Annotated in this window: 13 protein-coding genes; 8 read left to right on the top strand and 5 right to left on the bottom strand. The window is 56.8% G+C overall.

Annotated elements, in window-relative coordinates; all coding sequences use genetic code 11:
- Positions 1–60: 60 nt before the first annotated feature.
- The 7 genes from acnB to efp all read left to right on the top strand — a co-directional run bounded on the left by acnB (position 61) and on the right by efp (position 10,015).
- Positions 61–2,646, top strand: coding sequence for a bifunctional aconitate hydratase 2/2-methylisocitrate dehydratase (acnB, locus tag OSH09_RS12280; RefSeq protein ID WP_266121130.1), 2,586 nt, complete (start codon positions 61–63; stop codon positions 2,644–2,646).
- A 323-nt stretch (positions 2,647–2,969) separates the two neighbouring features.
- Entirely contained in the window at positions 2,970–4,136 is a 1,167-nt protein-coding gene (locus OSH09_RS12275) for a TRAP transporter substrate-binding protein (RefSeq protein WP_207873609.1), read from the top strand.
- Positions 4,137–4,275: 139 nt separating this feature from the next.
- On the top strand, positions 4,276–4,908 hold the full coding sequence (locus OSH09_RS12270) for a TRAP transporter small permease subunit (RefSeq protein WP_266121129.1): 633 nt from the start codon (positions 4,276–4,278) through the stop codon (positions 4,906–4,908).
- The gene (locus OSH09_RS12265; RefSeq protein ID WP_266121128.1) at positions 4,905–6,827 is read left to right on the top strand and encodes a TRAP transporter large permease; all 1,923 of its coding nucleotides are present in this window, start codon (positions 4,905–4,907) and stop codon (positions 6,825–6,827) included. Before OSH09_RS12270 ends, OSH09_RS12265 begins: the two co-directional genes overlap by 4 nt.
- A gap of 205 nt (positions 6,828–7,032) precedes the next feature.
- Positions 7,033–8,244 carry a DUF2863 family protein gene (locus OSH09_RS12260; RefSeq protein ID WP_266121127.1) on the top strand — a complete coding sequence of 404 codons (1,212 nt, stop codon included), beginning with the start codon at positions 7,033–7,035 and terminating at the stop codon, positions 8,242–8,244.
- A gap of 1 nt (position 8,245) precedes the next feature.
- Entirely contained in the window at positions 8,246–9,385 is a 1,140-nt protein-coding gene (earP, locus tag OSH09_RS12255) for an elongation factor P maturation arginine rhamnosyltransferase EarP (protein WP_266121126.1), read from the top strand.
- Between the two features lie 72 nt (positions 9,386–9,457).
- Complete coding sequence (gene efp, locus OSH09_RS12250) at positions 9,458–10,015, top strand: elongation factor P (RefSeq protein WP_266121125.1); 558 nt, start codon at positions 9,458–9,460, stop codon at positions 10,013–10,015.
- A 94-nt stretch (positions 10,016–10,109) separates the two neighbouring features.
- On the opposite strand, the gene OSH09_RS12245 is transcribed toward efp, so the two are convergent.
- The 5 genes from OSH09_RS12245 to OSH09_RS12225 form a co-directional block, all read right to left on the bottom strand.
- Entirely contained in the window at positions 10,110–10,862 is a 753-nt protein-coding gene (locus OSH09_RS12245; protein ID WP_266121124.1) for an SDR family NAD(P)-dependent oxidoreductase, read from the bottom strand.
- On the bottom strand, positions 10,862–11,737 hold the full coding sequence (locus tag OSH09_RS12240; protein ID WP_266121123.1) for a PPC domain-containing DNA-binding protein: 876 nt from the start codon (positions 11,735–11,737) through the stop codon (positions 10,862–10,864). The genes OSH09_RS12245 and OSH09_RS12240 overlap by 1 nt, the downstream gene beginning before the upstream one ends.
- Positions 11,731–13,353 carry an acyl-CoA synthetase gene (locus OSH09_RS12235; RefSeq protein ID WP_323178759.1) on the bottom strand — a complete coding sequence of 541 codons (1,623 nt, stop codon included), beginning with the start codon at positions 13,351–13,353 and terminating at the stop codon, positions 11,731–11,733. Before OSH09_RS12235 ends, OSH09_RS12240 begins: the two co-directional genes overlap by 7 nt.
- A complete protein-coding gene (locus tag OSH09_RS12230) occupies positions 13,350–14,519 on the bottom strand; it encodes an acetyl-CoA acetyltransferase (RefSeq protein WP_266121122.1) in 1,170 nt (389 codons plus the stop codon). Before OSH09_RS12230 ends, OSH09_RS12235 begins: the two co-directional genes overlap by 4 nt.
- 65 nt (positions 14,520–14,584) lie before the next feature.
- Positions 14,585–15,385 (bottom strand): IclR family transcriptional regulator, encoded by an 801-nt coding sequence (locus tag OSH09_RS12225; protein WP_266121121.1) that lies wholly within the window; start codon positions 15,383–15,385, stop codon positions 14,585–14,587.
- A 230-nt stretch (positions 15,386–15,615) separates the two neighbouring features.
- Between OSH09_RS12225 and OSH09_RS12220 the strand changes: the two genes are divergently transcribed.
- Entirely contained in the window at positions 15,616–16,626 is a 1,011-nt protein-coding gene (locus OSH09_RS12220; protein ID WP_162089975.1) for a TRAP transporter substrate-binding protein, read from the top strand.
- The last annotated feature ends 11 nt before the right edge of the window (positions 16,627–16,637 follow it).

The following is a 16,637-nucleotide window of genomic DNA, read 5'->3' as shown; positions in this document are numbered from 1 at the left end:
GGGGCAACAAGCGATTTATTGCATTTTCATATCAACCATTTACCGATAGGCACCTGCACTATGCTGGACTCTTACCGCGAACATGTTGCCGAGCGCGCCGCTCTGGGCATTCCCCCGCTGCCTTTGTCGGCTCAGCAGACCGCCGAGCTGATCGAGCTCATCAAGAACCCACCTGCCGGTGAAGAAGCCGTCCTGGTCGACCTGCTGACGCACCGCGTCCCCGCCGGTGTGGACGACGCCGCCAAGGTTAAAGCCTCTTACCTGGCCGCCATCGCGCTGGGCACAGAAACCTGTGCCTTGATCAGCCGCGAGCGTGCCACTGAGCTGCTGGGAACCATGCTGGGTGGCTACAACATCAGCCCGCTGATCGAACTGCTGGACAAGCCCGAACTGGGCCAGATCGCCGCCAACGGCCTGAAAAACACCCTGTTGATGTTTGACTCTTTCCACGACGTTCAGGAAAAAGCCGAAAAGGGCAACGTCTTTGCTAAAGAAGTACTGCAAAGCTGGGCCGACGGCGAGTGGTTCACCAGCCGCCCAGAAGTCCCCGAAAGCCTGACCGTGACGGTTTTCAAAGTCACTGGCGAGACCAACACGGACGATCTGTCCCCCGCCCCTGACGCCTGGAGCCGCCCCGACATTCCGCTGCACGCTCTGGCCATGCTGAAAAACCCGCGCCCAGGCATCGAACCTGAAGAGCCCGGCAAACAAGGCCCTGTCAGCTTCATCGAATCCCTGAAAGAAAAGGGCCACCTGGTTGCCTACGTGGGCGACGTGGTCGGTACCGGTTCTTCGCGTAAATCGGCCACCAACTCCGTGTTGTGGTTCACCGGCGAAGACATTCCTTTCGTTCCTAACAAACGCTTCGGTGGCGTGTGTCTGGGTAGCAAGATTGCTCCTATCTTCTACAACACCATGGAAGATGCTGGCGCTCTGCCTATCGAGCTGGACGTTTCCAATATGGAAATGGGCGATGTGGTTGAACTGCGTCCCTACGAAGGCAAAGCCTTCAAGAATGGCGAGCTGATCTCCGAATTCCAGGTCAAGTCCGACGTACTGTTTGACGAAGTGCGTGCCGGTGGCCGTATTCCCCTGATCATTGGCCGTGGCCTGACCACCCGTGCTCGCGAAGCACTGGGTCTGCCCCCAACCACCCTGTTCCGCCTGCCACAAAGCCCTGTTGATTCCGGTAAAGGTTTCTCCCTGGCCCAGAAGATGGTTGGCCGTGCTTGCGGTCTGCCTGAAGGCGAAGGCGTGCGTCCCGGCACCTACTGCGAACCACGCATGACCACCGTTGGCAGCCAGGACACCACTGGCCCAATGACTCGCGACGAACTGAAAGACCTGGCTTGCCTGGGCTTCTCGTCCGATCTGGTGATGCAGTCCTTCTGCCACACCGCCGCTTACCCCAAACCTGTTGACGTTAAAACTCACCACGAACTGCCTGCTTTCATCAGCACACGCGGTGGTGTTTCCCTGCGTCCAGGCGACGGTATCATCCACTCCTGGCTGAACCGCATGTTGTTGCCCGATACCGTTGGTACCGGCGGCGACTCGCACACCCGTTTCCCTATCGGCATCAGCTTCCCCGCTGGTTCCGGTCTGGTGGCCTTTGCTGCTGCTACCGGTGTGATGCCTCTGGACATGCCAGAATCCGTGCTGGTGCGCTTCAAAGGCGAAATGCAGCCCGGCGTCACTCTGCGTGACCTGGTTAACGCCATTCCTCTGTACGCCATCAAGCAAGGTTTGCTGACTGTCGAGAAAGCAGGCAAGAAGAACATCTTCTCCGGCCGCATTCTGGAAATCGAAGGTCTGCCCAACCTGAAGATCGAACAGGCTTTCGAGCTGTCCGACGCTTCCGCCGAGCGTTCCGCTGCCGCATGTACCGTGCGTCTGAGCAAAGAGCCCATCATCGAATACCTGAACAGCAACATCACGCTGCTCAAGTGGATGATTGCCAATGGCTACGAAGACGAGCGCACCATCACCCGTCGTATCAAGGGCATGGAAGCGTGGCTGGCTAATCCAGAGCTGCTGGAACCCGATGCAGACGCTGAATACGCCGCTGTTATCGATATCGATCTGGCTGAAATCCACGAGCCTATCGTCGCTTGCCCGAACGACCCTGACGACGTGAAAACCATGTCCGATGTGTCCGGCACCGTGATCGACGAAGTGTTTATCGGTAGCTGCATGACCAACATCGGTCACTTCCGTGCCGCTTCCAAGCTGCTGGAAGGCAAGCGCGACATCCCAACCCGTCTGTGGGTCGCTCCTCCGACCAAGATGGACCAGCAACAGCTTAGCGAAGAAGGCCACTACGGCGTTCTGGGCGTAGCCGGTGCTCGTATGGAAATGCCCGGTTGCTCGTTGTGCATGGGTAACCAGGCACAGGTTCGCGAAGGCGCCACCGTCATGTCCACCAGCACCCGTAACTTCCCCAACCGTCTGGGCAAGAACACCAACGTGTTCCTGGGTTCGGCTGAACTGGCTGCCATCTGCTCGCGTCTGGGTCGCATCCCAACCCGCGAAGAGTACCTGGCCGACATGGGCGTACTGCAAGCCAATAGCGAAGACATCTATCGCTACATGAACTTCGACCAGATCGAAGAGTTCAAGGAAATTGCTGACTCCGTAGGTCTGTAAGCCCTAGCGCTTGCAAATAACGCCTTCGCCGCTTCATGCGGCGAAGGCGTTTTTCTTTGCCCGTTTGAAATGGCTCTCTCCCAAGGTGCATGCACAAAGCCTCATTTCAGGGGCTACCCGCAGTTCTCAGTGCTCACATCCACGACTACTTGCCCACGGGTATACCCCTATCAACATTGTGGTTACTCCTTATGTACGGCTAGCGTTTGAATCGCCTATAAAGCTGAAAGCAAACTGAAAGAAGACTGAAATAAAGCTGAAAACACCATCAGATTGCTGCAGTTTGCTCTCGAACGCTTACAGCCACTTCGGAGACACACCCCATGAGAAACAGGATCAAAAAAAGCACCGCGCCACACGAACAAACTGGCGCTTCCCGGCGCAAGTTCCTGAGCGGTGCTGCAGCCGGCACCGCGGCTGCAGCAACGATGGGCTTTCCTGCCATCGCTCGCGCGCAGGGTCCCACCAACTTCCGCTTCCAAAGCACCTGGCCCACCGTCGACATCTTCCACGAATTCGCCCTTGATTTCGCCAAGAAAGTCAACGACATGACCGGTGGCGATCTGAAAATCGAAGTTCTGCCCGCAGGGGCCGTCGTACCGGCCTTTGGCCTGCTCGATGCCGTCTCCAAGGGAACGCTGGACGGCGGCCACGGTGTACTGGGCTACAACTACGGCAAACAAAACGCCCTGGCTTTATTTTCGTCGGGTCCGGCCTTCGGCATGGACGCCAATATGGTGCTGGCATGGCACAAATACGGCGGTGGCAAGGAACTGCTGGCCAAGCTTTACGATGCCATCGGTGGCAATGTCGTCTCCTTCCTGACCGGCCCGATGCCCACGCAGCCCTTTGGCTGGTTCAAAAAACCCATCACCAAGACCGAAGACCTCAAGGGCCTGAAGTTCCGCACCAATGGCCTGGCGATCGATCTGTTCACCGAAATGGGCGCTGCGGTCAATGCGCTGCCTGGCGGTGAAATCGTCCCGGCACTAGACCGCGGCCTGCTTGATGGTGCCGAGTTCAACAACGCCGCATCGGATCGCGCCCTGGGCTTCCCTGACGTATCCAAAGTCTGCATGCTGCAAAGCTTCCACCAGGCCTCGGAAACCTTCGAAATCATGTTCAACAAGGACAAGTACAACGCCTTGCCGACCCAATTGAAGGCCATCGTCGACAATGCCGTCGAGGCCTCATCAGCCGACATGTCCTGGAAGGCGGTGGACCGTTACTCGCAGGACTATCAGCGCCTGCAAAAGGAAGACGGCGTCAAATTCTACAAAACGCCCGACACCATCTTGCAACAACAACTGGTCGTGTGGGACCAGATCGTCGCCAAGAAAGCCGAGACCAACCCTCTCTTCAAAGAAATCGACGCTTCTCAACGTGCATTCGCGGCACGCGCCATGGCCTGGGACATGGACACCAACAACAACCGCCGTATGGCCTACAACCACTATTTCGGTCGCAAGGCTGCGCCAGCCAAGAGCTAAGCCTCCATCGGCAATCGCACCGCGTCATCCCATCCACCCGGCTGTGGATGACGCCTCCTTCCCCTTCCCAGGCCGGCCGCGCCCAAAACCGTAGCCGACACACATCAGACCCTTTCCGCGCTAGCAAGGTGAACCTACCATGCAGAAAATCCTGGTCTTTATCGACCGGTTCAATACGTGGATAGGCCAGTTGTTCGGCTGGCTAGTCCTGGCATTGACCCTGTTCGTTTCCTTCGAGGTCTTCTCGCGATACGTGCTGTCCAACCCACACGCCTGGGCCTTTGACATGATGAACATGCTGTACGGCGGCCTGTTCATGATGGCAGGTGCCTACACACTCTCCAAGAACGGCCATGTCCGCGGGGATGTACTGTACGGTTTTTTCCCGCCCCGCCTGCAGGCAGGCCTGGACCTGATCCTTTACATCCTGTTCTTCATTCCCGGTGTGGTCGCCATGTTCTGGGCTGGCTACCACTTCGCCGCCGAGTCCTGGGCCATCACGGAGCACTCGAATATTACGGCCAACGGGCCGCCCATCTACCCGTTCAAGGCCATCATCCCGCTGGCGGGCTTGTGCCTGCTGCTGCAAAGCTTTGTGGAAATGGTGTACTGCGTACGCTGCCTGCGGGACGGGAAATGGCCTTCACGCGACAAGGACGTTGAAGAGGTCGATGTAGACAAGCTCATGGATATGGTGGACGTCAAGAGCGACGACATTGAAAAGCTGGATGCCTTTGTCACCGGTCACGGCAAGAAAGGGAGCCCAACATGAGAAAAGAAATCTGGTTCGGGCTCACCATACTGATCGGCATTGTCCTGAGCATCGCCATCTTCATGCCCGCCCCGGCCGAGATGAGCAACGGCCACCTGGGTCTGCTCATGCTGGCCCTGATCGTCGTCACCATCATGCTGGGCTTTCCCACTGCCTTCACGCTGATGGGGATGGGGGTGATCTTCACCTGGCTTGCCTATAGAGACATGGGCACACAACAAGCCATCCAGCAAACCCTGGACCTGATGGTTCTGCGCACCTACGCCGTCATGACCAACGACGTGCTGATTGCCGTGCCCCTGTTCATTTTCATGGGTTACCTGGTTGAACGCGCCAACCTGATCCAGAGCCTGTTCCAGGGCATGCACCTGGCCATGGCACGAATCCCGGGTTCGCTGGCTGTGGCCACTATTGTCACCTGCGCTATCTTCGCTACGGCCACGGGTATCGTGGGTGCCGTGGTGACACTGATGGGGCTGCTAGCGATGCCCGCCATGCTGCGGGCGGGCTACAGCGTACAACTGACGGCCGGTTCCATCACCGCCGGGGGGTGCCTGGGTATTCTGCTGCCTCCGTCCGTGCTCCTGATCCTGTACGGTGCCGTGGCCGGTGTCTCGGTCGTGAAGCTGTATGCCGGTGCCTTCTTCCCTGGCCTGATGCTGGCTGTGATGTACGTGCTGTATGTGATCATCCTGGCCAAGCTCAGGCCCAGCGTTGCGCCCCCTCTCTCTCCGGAAGACCGGATCGTGCCGCTGCCGGACTTCGCAAAAGTCATCAAGGACACCATCACGGACCGTGCCGTGCCCGGCCTGATCAGCGCGATGAAGGGACCTCGCAACGTCGACGTACCCATGAACCTGCTGCTCAAGAACCTGGCGATAGCCCTGCTGCCTGCCGTGATCTTCTTTAGCGTCATGGGCTTTAGTTATCAATCAGTCACCGCGCCCAAGGCTGTCGAACACTACGAGCTGCAGGAAATGGGTGGCGGTTTCAATAGTTTTGACAAGGACTACAGTGGCGGTGGGCTGGCAGAACCTCCAGGCTCTGGCGGTTTGTCCGAACCTGAAGGCAGTGAACCGCTCACTGCGCTGGGTGCGACCGAACTGGGCGCAGAGGCCCCTGTCGCTGGAGCAGAGACCACCGACGAAGTCACCACGGCAGAGCGCCGAGCAGCGCCCATGACGTTCTGGGTCTTTCTGATCGTTGGCAGTCTGGCATTGCTGAGCTACTACGCCATGCTGAACTTTGCCCGGCTGGAAATCTTCAAGATGCTGCTCAGCTCCTTCTTTCCGCTGACCATCCTGATCCTCGCCGTGTTGGGCAGTATCGTCATCGGCCTGTGCACCCCCACCGAGGCGGCAGCCATGGGTGCCCTGGGCGGCATCCTGCTGGCCTTCGCCTATCGCCGCTTGAATTTCGCCATGGTGCGCGAATCGGTGTACCTCAGCGCCAAGACCAGTGCCATGGTCTGCTGGCTGTTTGTCGGTTCCAGTATTTTCTCGGCTGCCTTTGCCTTGCTGGGCGGCCAGGAGCTGATTAATAACTGGGTGCTGTCAATGGATCTGACGCCTATCGAGTTCATGATTCTGGCGCAGATTGTCATTTTCCTGCTGGGCTGGCCACTGGAATGGACCGAGATCATTATTATCTTCATGCCCATTTTCCTGCCGCTGCTGGCGCACTACCAGATCGATCCGCTGTTCTTCGGCCTGCTGGTGGCTCTGAACCTGCAAACGGCCTTCCTGTCACCGCCGGTTGCCATGTCGGCCTTCTACCTGAAGGGAGTCTCGCCCCCTCATGTCACCCTGAACCAGATTTTCCTGGGCATGATGCCATTTATGGGCATTCAGATTCTGGCGATCATCATCCTGTATCTGTTCCCTGGTATCGGCCTCTGGCTGCCCAGCGTGCTGTACTGATTGCGGCCCGGTAGGAGCAGGCCACAGCATAAGCCGCTGCATTTCCGAATGCCGCGGCTTTTTCGTTTCACGATGGCTCGTCAACAGTCTGTATTTTATTGATACGGGCGTTCTCCCCCTCACGCCTAGGGAGCTTCCCGCATTCACACACCCCGGTCGTGGCAAAGGGTAAACTAGCTTGTCCCTATACCGGTTTTGTATGTCCATGTCGCAACTCAATTCCAAACTGCTCGCCCAACAACCCAAAGAGATCCAGCGTCTGATCAATTACACAGATGCGCTGGTCCGTTCTGGCTCGCAGATCGAAGACCGCTACTGGCAAGGGCTGGCCGCTCAATTGCTGGAAAAGCTCTATAGCGGACGTCGCAATTCAGCCGTTGAACAAACGCTGGAACTGCTGGGCAGCCAACAACAAAACCAGCATTATGAAATTTTGATGGAACTGGCCGAATCCCAGGCCGAATGCCAGCAAATCGAACATGAGGGCGTCTTGTACGATGCCTTGCTGTTCTCGGCCCCGCTGACCGCCTGGACGCGCTATCAATTGCCCCAGGGCACACTCAAGCCACAGCAGCACAAAGAACTGGAAGACGCCTTACGAGCTACCGTTCTGGCCGAAGGCACGATGTGTACCTTGCTGCCCAATCTGGTCAATTACGACGAGATGCCCCAGACCTATCAGCAAGCCTATGAATGGACTCGCAGCCTGACCGCGCAAGCCCTGGGCCGCAGCCAGGAAACCATCCCCCTGAACAAACCCGAAGAGGCCAGCAGCCTGCTGGCCGATGCCCGCTTTCTGATTGGCGTGGTCATGGCCCCCGTCGGCCAGCCACTGTTTCGCTGGCAGCAATCCAGCGATACGCTGCAGGCCGATCACCTGCGTTGTGTAGAACAATGGGTGGAGCGTTACTCCGCCATCGTCACGCCTTTGTTTACTGGCTGCCAGTTGCAGTTTCTGGCTCCCAATGCCTATTACGTGAACAACCGTGAGTCGGACCGTGAAATCCGCCCGCTAGCCTTGACCGCAGGCATCACCTGGTTGCAAACGGCGGTGAAACTGTCGCCCGACCATTTGCGAGCCGTTATTGTGGCCTGCGGCGAAGAGCAGATCGAAGAGTACCGCGTGGGTTTCAGCACCCTTTCCTCGCCCACCGTGATTTACGGCTGTATCTGGCCGGTTCTGAGCCAGGAAGAGGCCGAGTCCTCCTTCCATAGCGATGATCATATCGACATCCCGGACGTGATTGCGGCCCTGCTCAGCACCCTGGGCCTGGTCCAGATTCAACGCCTGCCCGGCCTGCACTCCACCGAGACCTGCGACGATTGCAACGCGCCCTTCTTCCCGGACATTAACGGCGAGATGCAGCATCCGGAACTGCCGGACGAAATCGATCTGGACCCAGTACAACTGCACTAAATTGAATACCGCTTCTATTTCCCAGCCTGTATCCATAGACCTGTTTTGCCGAGTTATCGACAATTTGGGGGATATAGGCGTGTGCTGGCGGCTGGCCCGTCAACTGGCCGCCCGGCCTGAGGTCGCACAACTACGCCTGTGGGTGGATGACCTTCACAGCTTCTCCCGCATCCAGGCAGAGGTGCAAAGTGGACTGCAAAGCCAGCAGTTACAAGGCGTGGATATCGAACATTGGTCTGAAACACGCCAAGACTACCCCACTCCACACCCTTTCGTGATCGAAGCCTTTGCCTGCGAGCCACCCGCAGCCATGACAGGGCAATTGAAAGCCGACAGCCATGTGTGGATCAATCTGGATTACCTGAGCGCCGAACCCTGGGTGCAAGGCTGCCACGGCTTGCCATCCCCGCAAGCAAACGGGGCCAACAAGTATTTCTTTTTCCCCGGCTTTGTCCCACAAACAGGCGGCCTGCTGCGCGAAACGGATCTGCTGGCCCGCCGAGATGCCTTTCAGCAAGACAATGCCGCCTACCAGACCATGCTGAGCCGTCTAGGCGTATCGCAGGAACACATCCAAGCCCTGCTCCAGGGCGAGATGCAGCAAATGTTTCTGTTCTGCTATCCCGATGCGCCCGTGCTGGCTCTGCCTGAGGTCCTGTCCACGCTGGCGCAAAAAACCCTGCTGCTGGTGCCCGAGTCGGTTGCCCAGCGCATCCCGGAATTAGCCAAAGGCCACCTGCTGATCCAACGCATCCCCACTGTGAACCAGGCCGATTTTGACGCTCTGCTCTGGCGCAGCGCACTGAATATAGTGCGTGGCGAAGATTCTCTGGTGCGCGCCATCTGGGCAGGTCAGCCCATGCTGTGGCAGCCTTACGTGCAGGAAGAACAGGCCCATCTGGACAAGCTGCAAGCCTGGCTAGATACCGGCAAATTACCTGAACCCGTTCAAGCCCTGCATCTGGCCTGGAGCAGCAGCGACCAAGCCGGTGCGACCACTGCCTTGCGCCGCTGCCTGGAACCCCAGGTGTTGCGTCTATGGCAACAAGAAGCCCGTGCATATAGTGCAAAACTGGCTGAACAAGCCGATTTGGCCAGCAGTTTGCTGAGTTTTTACACCCAAGTCGCCCGAAAACGCTAAAATAGCGGATTACCTCTTAAAAGCTCCCTGACACTGCGTTTGGCGGAGCCTGTCCCATTCGGAGTTTTTTTAATGAAAACCGCACAAGAACTGCGCGTTGGTAACGTCGCGATGGTCAATGGCGACCCTCTGGTCGTTCAGAAAACGGAATACAACAAATCCGGTCGCAACTCCGCCGTTGTCAAACTGAAGTTCAAGAACCTGCTGACCGGCTCGAACAGCGAAGCCGTGCACAAAGCTGACGAAAAATTTGAAGTTGTCCAGCTTGAAAAGCGCGAATGTACTTACTCCTACTTTGCTGACCCCATGTATGTTTTCATGGACGAAGAGTACAACCAGTACGAAATCGAAGCCGAAAGCATGGGCGACGCCCTGGACTACCTGGAAGAAAACATGACCGTTGAGGCCGTTTTCTACGAAGGTCGTGCTATCTCGGTTGAGCTGCCCACTATCATCGTGCGCGAAATCATCTACACAGAACCTGCTGTGAAAGGCGATACCTCCGGTAAAGTGCTCAAGCCCGCCAAGATCAACACAGGCACCGAAATCAGCGTGCCTCTGTTCTGCAACATCGGCGACAAGATCGAAATCGACACCCGCACTGGCGAATACCGCAGCCGCGTGATGTAAGAAAGACGTCGTGCCGCCCAGTGCGGTACACGCAAAAAAAAGGGGCTGTTTTTACAGCCCCTTTTTCCTGCCTGTCAGATTCACCGCAGTATCCTCAGGCCAGCAAGCCAGTGTTCACAAAGCCACCGTCCACGCTGATGATCTGCCCGGTCATATACGCTGTTTTTTCGCTATCCAGCAAAAAGCAGATTGCCTGCGCCACTTCGCGCGGCGTGCCGTAGCGATGCATGGGCACGGCAGACTTCCAGGTTTCCTGCACCTGCTCCGTATGCACCTGCATGGCCAATGGCGTCATGACGGGACCTGGACACACACAATTCACCCGTATGCCTTCCTGGGCCAGCTCATTGGCCATTACCTGCGTCAGGTTGATCAAACCCGCTTTGGTGATGCCATAGGCGGCACGTCCCCGGTTGCCTACCAGACCGGATACCGAGGAAATATGCACAATCGCGCCCTGCTTGTGCTCTCGCATCAGTAAAGCTGCTTCCCGACTGATACTGAAAGCCGCCAGCACGTTCACCTCGAAAGTGGCACGCAGCAAAGCCGAATCCGTATTCAAAAAAGTAACGTCCCGTCCAAACCCGGCAGAATTCACCAGACCGCCTACAGGACGTTGGGCGTGATAGCTTTGCAGCAAAGGACCAATGCGCGCTTCATCAGTAATATCCAGCAGCTCGGCGGCCAAATGATCACCATAGTGCTTGAACTGCTCAGTCAAAGCCGCCAATTTCTCGGCGTTATTATCCAGAGCCAGAACATATGCGCCTTGCTCCAGCAACAGTTCAACCGTCGCCAGCCCAATGCCCGACGCCGCCCCCGTCACTACCATCCAGGAATGTTGCATCAGGCTGCCTCCAGAACCATTTCAAAGGTGACCAATACCGAGTTCACCTCTGGCTTCAAACGACCACGATGCACGCCATGCTGGTAATCAATAATGATCACATCCAACTGCACCTGCTGCTCGGCGGGCAGGCTCAGATCAATACGGCCTTCCTCGATCAGAACTTCGGTTACGAAGGGTTCAACAACGATTTCTGGCTCCAGAATCGCCCCTACCAAACTCCCGACACCGCCACGAATGAGGGCACGCGTCAGGCCCAGCTCCTGACAAATGTCTCGCAAAACAGCCGAGATATTCTGATTCGGAGCCAAAGTCACAATCCAGCTTTTCGGGCTTTCAGACTGAGCTTGGGCTGACAACAGCTCGGGCCTGGCCACAGGCGTAAACAAACTGAAATTCGTTTCCGGGCAAGGCAGAGTCTCAAAGGCTGCGCCACGCACATACGTCATATCCAGCTCGGGCGAGCCACCCAGAATGGTTTGATCCGGCAGGATATGCCCAGCCTGCAATTGCCCTTGAGCATCACGCCAGGCAGCATGGCAATGCAGCCACAGTTCGCCCTCGCGATTACGCCCCAAGGTCACACTGGCCTGCTCAATCTGAACCGGGCCAGGATGGGTGTAATGCTGGCTGTAATACACCGAATGATCGAGCGAAGAGGACAAGGCGGGCATCACATAATGCAGATCGGCAAACTGCCCACCCTTGAAACGCCCGACAGCGCTGTACAAATCATGGGCCTCCCCCACCAGGCGGAAGGCATCCAGCAAGGAATGCCCAGCCCGCAGGGTCTGCCTATGACTTTCCGTCTGGCAAGCGGCCAGCATATACGGCTGAGCCCGCTGCACTCCGGGATGCTTGACCTCTCTTAACATGGCGCCTCCTGTGCCAATTGGGGCAGGCACTTCATCAGCTCATCTTTCACCATGCGCTTGGGCACTTTGCCGTAACCCGACTTGGGCAGCGAGTCCCAGAACAAAATGTACTTGGGCATCTTGTAGCGGGCGATGCGATCCGTCAGCCAGGTGCGCAGCTCGGTTTCTGTCAGAGCCGCCCCTTCTTTCAGCACACAAACCGCCACCCCGACCTCACCCCACTGCCGATCTGGCACACCCACTACCGCCACTTCAGTAATCGCGCCGTGCAGCAGAATGTATTCCTCGATCTCGCGTGGGTAAATATTGGAGCCGCCGGAGATGTACATGTCCGAGGCGCGCCCCGTCAGGTACACATAGCCACGTTCATCCATATGGCCAATATCGCCCGTGCGGAACCAGCCATTGCGGAAGGACTCGGCATTGGCTTTGGGATTGTTGTAATAGCCCGCGAACACGGCTGGGCCAATTACGCAGACCTCGCCAGTTTCACCGTATTCCACTTCCCGGCCTTGCTCGTCCTGAATGGACACTTGCATACCGGCCCGTTCATAGCCACAACTGGCAGGATGACTGATGCTGCCATCGGCACCCTGATGATCAAAAGGCGGCAGCACGGTGATATTGCCGGTGACTTCACCCAGGCCGTAATACTGCACCAGCACCGGGCCAAACTTTTGCAGCGCTAGGCGCAAGTCCGCCTCGTACATGGGTGCTCCGGCATAAATCACATGGCGCAGGCTGGAGTGATCGTACTGATCAACATGCGGGCATTCGGCCAGCAGCTTCAAAATCGTCGGTACTGTGAACAAGGTGCTGAGCTTGTACTTTTCGATCAAGGCAAAGGCTTGCTCGGTACTGAAACTGTCACCCGGCAAGAGCACGGTTTTTGCACCGCGCAGCACCAGATTCAACTGATGCACGCCAGCCCCGTGCGACAAGGGAGCCAAAACCAGACCGCCGTCTTCACTGCGCGTACCCGGCAAGAGATCGGCCAAGTGATTGGTCAGCACAAACGCCATCTGCCCATGCGTCAACACGGCTGCCTTGGGTTTGCCCGTCGTCCCCGATGTAAACAGCAGCCAGCAAGGGCTATTGGAAAACACATCCTGATTGGGATTGTGAACACCGCTGTGCTGCTCCAACAAATCCCGTACCAGCGGACGTGAATCCTTGGGCTCTGGCGTGCCGCGTAACCACAGCAAATCCATTTCCGGAAAGTGCTTGGTGACGGTTTCCGCATGTTCAGGAAAATCTGTCTGACACAGAAACACCGTGCTGCCGGAGACTTCCACCATATGCAGCAACTCTTCCGGTTTGACGCGGAAGTTGGTCGGCACCCAGATCGCCCCCAGACGGAAGGCGGCGAACATGGAGAGAAACATCTCATTGCTGTTTTTGGAGTGCACCAGAATCGCACTGCCAGCCCGCACGCCACGGGCTTTCAGGCCCGCTGCCAGGGCTGATACCTGAGCATCCAGCTCCTGCCAGTTCCAGCTTTCCTCGCCCCAGATCAGCGCGGGCTGATCCGGCAAGCGGCGAGCATTCTGGGTCAGCAGATGCGACAAATTCATGGCCCGATTCGACATGGGCTGTACCACTGCGTTTGTCATCATTTCAAGCGTTCCAGAATCGAGACATAGTTAGCCACAGCCGCACCACCCATATTGAAGATGCCTGCCAGCTCAGCCTGCGGCAATTGCATGTCACCGGCTTCCTGGGCCAGTTGCATGGCAGCCATGACGTGCATGGAAACACCGGTTGCACCCAGAGGGTGACCGCGTGCCTTCAAACCGCCAGACACGTTCACAGGCAATTGCCCATCTTTATGGGTGCGACCTTCCAGAATCACTTTCCAGCCCTCGCCACGCGGAGCCAGGCCCATGGCTTCGTACTCCAGCATTTCAGCGGTGGTAAAGCAGTCGTGGGTTTCCACCAGATCCAGATCCAGAATACCCACACCGGCTTTGGACAAGGCCTGCTGCCAGGCACGATGCGCCCCTTCAAACGCAATCGGGTCGCGGCGCGACAAAGGCATGAAGTCGTTTACCTGCACACGGGCACGGAAGCGAATCGCGCGGCGCAAGGCGCGGGCGGTTTCTTCATCCGCCAGAATCAGGGCAGCAGCACCATCGGACACCATGGAGCAATCAGTACGACGCAGCGGGCCAGCAACCAAAGGATTCTTTTCCGAAACCTGATCGCAGAACTCCAGACCCAGATCACGGCGCACATGAGCGTAAGGATTGGCCAAGGCATTAATGTGGTTCTTGGCGGCAATCTGCGCCAGGGAATGGCTGTGATCACCATAGCGATCAAAGTACGCCTGGGTGATCTGACCAAAGATCCCCGCAAACCCCAGCGGATTGTCCTCTTCCTTGCGATAGCAACCGGAGCTGAGAATTTCAGGGATACGAGTAGGTGGCACGCCTGTCATTTTTTCTGCCCCGACAGCAATACCAATGCGGGCACGGCCACTTTCAATCGCATCCATCACGCTATGAACAGCGGCACTACCCGTGGCGCAGGCATTTTCCACATGCACGGCAGGCGTGAAACGCAGATCCGGCTGATGCAGGGACAGCAACCCGGCCTCGAAGCCTTGAGGATTCAAACCATTGTTATAGACACCCACAGCCGCAAAATCGATATCGCTGGCTTGTATGCCTGCGTGTGCAATCGAATCCCTGACCACGGCTTGAATCAATTCTTCAATGTCGATGTTATCCAGCTTTCCAAACGGGGTATGTGCCCATCCCACAATACATGCGTGTCCAGACATAGTTTTCCTTGAACGTAAAAATTTGATCAATGAATCACTCACCCCTGAAAAGCCAAAACGGCACATCAAGGGCCAGTAACTTGCTCCCCAATCTTCATGGACTCGATGACGGCTTTCTCTTCCATCAACAGCGCCACCAACTCTTCATGTCGCTTATTGCGTAAACGGCTCTCTACACTGGCAATCGCCAGAGAAGCGGGCATGCCACTGGTGGGATGAGACACACACACCGCCACCCCCCAGGAACCTTCAAAAATAAAACCGCGATTAAAGGCATAGCCTTGCTCGCGAGTCTCGGCCACCAAGCCCCAAAAAATATCGGTGCTCAGTTGCGGGTAATGGCGCAGACGCTCTGCATTCGCCTCCAAGGCCTCGCCAATCTGCTCATCGCTCATGGCAGCCAGAAACGCGATCCCACTGGCCCCGCAGCCCAAAGGGTGACGATCCCCCGGTTGCAGCACGTGAGAGCGCAAGGGGTGATGCCCTTCCTCGCGTGCCAGGCACACGGTTTCATAGTCACGCCGCACGCTTAGCAAGGCACTGTCGCCCGACACCTTGGCAATGCGCGCCAAGCTGCGTTCAGCAATGCGCTGAATACCAAAACGATGCGCTGCCATCAGCCCCAGGGAATAAATCTCCGGGCCGGGGAAATACTTGCGCGATACCGGGTCCTGCTCGATCAAGCCATTCCCCATCAAAGCCAGTAACAGGCGACGGGTGGTGGGCTTGGTCAGCTCGACCTTTTTCACGACATCACTCAAGCCTATGCCCTGATTACGCAGGCCAACGACCACCTGCATGACCTGCACGGCCCTATCCAGGGTTTGACTGGAAGAAATCGACTCTGGGCTCTCTTTGGAATCCATTTTTCACACTCTTGATAATATAGGTCCGTATATTGGACCATTTAGTGATTCAGATTGGAATACGTGAACTGCCCTTTAGCGAAGCATTTTGGGCAGTATATTAAATATTTACGTAAATCCCGTAGGTAAAAATACTAGGTTGTCCTAATTTCAGGCCTGTCTTGTAATGCGGAAGGTCAGCTTACATAAATCTATAGGTCCATTAAATGGACCCCACGGGAGATTAAAAAATGAAGCGTCGCGCATTTCTGAAAACAGTCGCTGCCAGTAGCGCCCTGCCTTGGGCATTGAGCTTTTCCAAATCCGCCCAAGCAGCCGAGTTCGAGTATCGCATTGCCCATAGCGTGCCTACCCATCACCCCCTGCATATCCGCCTGGTTGAAGCCGCAGACCGTATTCGGGAACAAACAAACGGGCGCTTTGACCTGCGCATTTTCCCCTCGGACCAATTGGGCTCGCAGACTGATGTGATGAGCCAGATACGTTCAGGCGCGATTGATTTCCTTTGCCTGTCCGGTGTGGTGCTCTCCACCCTGGTTCCCTCCAGCGCTATCAGTGGTCTGGGTTTTGCATTCAAAGACTACGACCAGGTCTGGAAAGCCATGGACGGCGGCCTGGGCGAATTCATCCGCGCTGAAATTGCTAAAACCCGTTCACTGTTTGCCTTTGAACAAATCTGGGACAACGGCTACCGCCAGATCACCAGTTCGGGCCGCGCCGCTGCCACGCCCGCTGACATCAGCGGCATGAAGATTCGCGTTCCGCCCTCCTCCATGTGGACCTCGCTGTTCAGCTCTCTGGGTGCGGCACCGGCCACCATCAACGCCAACGAGCTGTACTCCTCCTTGCAGACCAAGATTGTCGATGCCCAGGAAAACCCGCTGGCCGTGATTTCCACCCTGAAGCTGTACGAAGTGCAGCAGTACTGCGCCATGACCAACCATATGTGGGATGGTTTCTGGCTGCTGGCTAACCGTCGCAACTTCGACGGTCTGCCCGAAGATATTCAGGAAATCGTGCGCAAGAACCTGAACCAGAGCGCCGTCCAGGAACGCGCCGACCTGTTCAGCCTGTCCGAGCAATTGCAAAGCGATCTGGAAGGCAAAGGCATGCAGTTTGTTCAGGCCGATACCGCCGCCTTCAAGCAGCGTCTGATTGATGCCGGTTTCTATGCCGAATGGAAAAAGAAATTCCCGGCAGCAGGCTGGGAGCAATTGGAATCGGTGGTCGGAAGTTTATAAGTTAGAGGCAC

Source organism: Alcaligenes parafaecalis (assembly GCF_026344135.1).
Lineage (GTDB): Bacteria > Pseudomonadota > Gammaproteobacteria > Burkholderiales > Burkholderiaceae_B > Alcaligenes > Alcaligenes parafaecalis.
This window is presented reverse-complemented; position numbering and strand designations above follow the sequence as displayed.

Excerpts from the sequence above, each read along its gene's own strand:
- OSH09_RS12245 (WP_266121124.1), bottom strand. The coding sequence starts at position 10,862 with ATGCAACATTCCTGGATGGTAGTGACGGGGGCGGCGTCGGGCATTGGG.
- OSH09_RS12220 (WP_162089975.1), top strand. The coding sequence starts at position 15,616 with ATGAAGCGTCGCGCATTTCTGAAAACAGTCGCTGCCAGTAGCGCCCTG.
- OSH09_RS12235 (WP_323178759.1), bottom strand. The coding sequence starts at position 13,353 with ATGATGACAAACGCAGTGGTACAGCCCATGTCGAATCGGGCCATGAAT.
- OSH09_RS12230 (WP_266121122.1), bottom strand. The coding sequence starts at position 14,519 with ATGTCTGGACACGCATGTATTGTGGGATGGGCACATACCCCGTTTGGA.
- efp (WP_266121125.1), top strand. The coding sequence starts at position 9,458 with ATGAAAACCGCACAAGAACTGCGCGTTGGTAACGTCGCGATGGTCAAT.
- OSH09_RS12240 (WP_266121123.1), bottom strand. The coding sequence starts at position 11,737 with ATGTTAAGAGAGGTCAAGCATCCCGGAGTGCAGCGGGCTCAGCCGTAT.
- OSH09_RS12260 (WP_266121127.1), top strand. The coding sequence starts at position 7,033 with ATGTCGCAACTCAATTCCAAACTGCTCGCCCAACAACCCAAAGAGATC.
- OSH09_RS12265 (WP_266121128.1), top strand. The coding sequence starts at position 4,905 with ATGAGAAAAGAAATCTGGTTCGGGCTCACCATACTGATCGGCATTGTC.
- OSH09_RS12270 (WP_266121129.1), top strand. The coding sequence starts at position 4,276 with ATGCAGAAAATCCTGGTCTTTATCGACCGGTTCAATACGTGGATAGGC.
- OSH09_RS12275 (WP_207873609.1), top strand. The coding sequence starts at position 2,970 with ATGAGAAACAGGATCAAAAAAAGCACCGCGCCACACGAACAAACTGGC.
- acnB (WP_266121130.1), top strand. The coding sequence starts at position 61 with ATGCTGGACTCTTACCGCGAACATGTTGCCGAGCGCGCCGCTCTGGGC.
- OSH09_RS12225 (WP_266121121.1), bottom strand. The coding sequence starts at position 15,385 with ATGGATTCCAAAGAGAGCCCAGAGTCGATTTCTTCCAGTCAAACCCTG.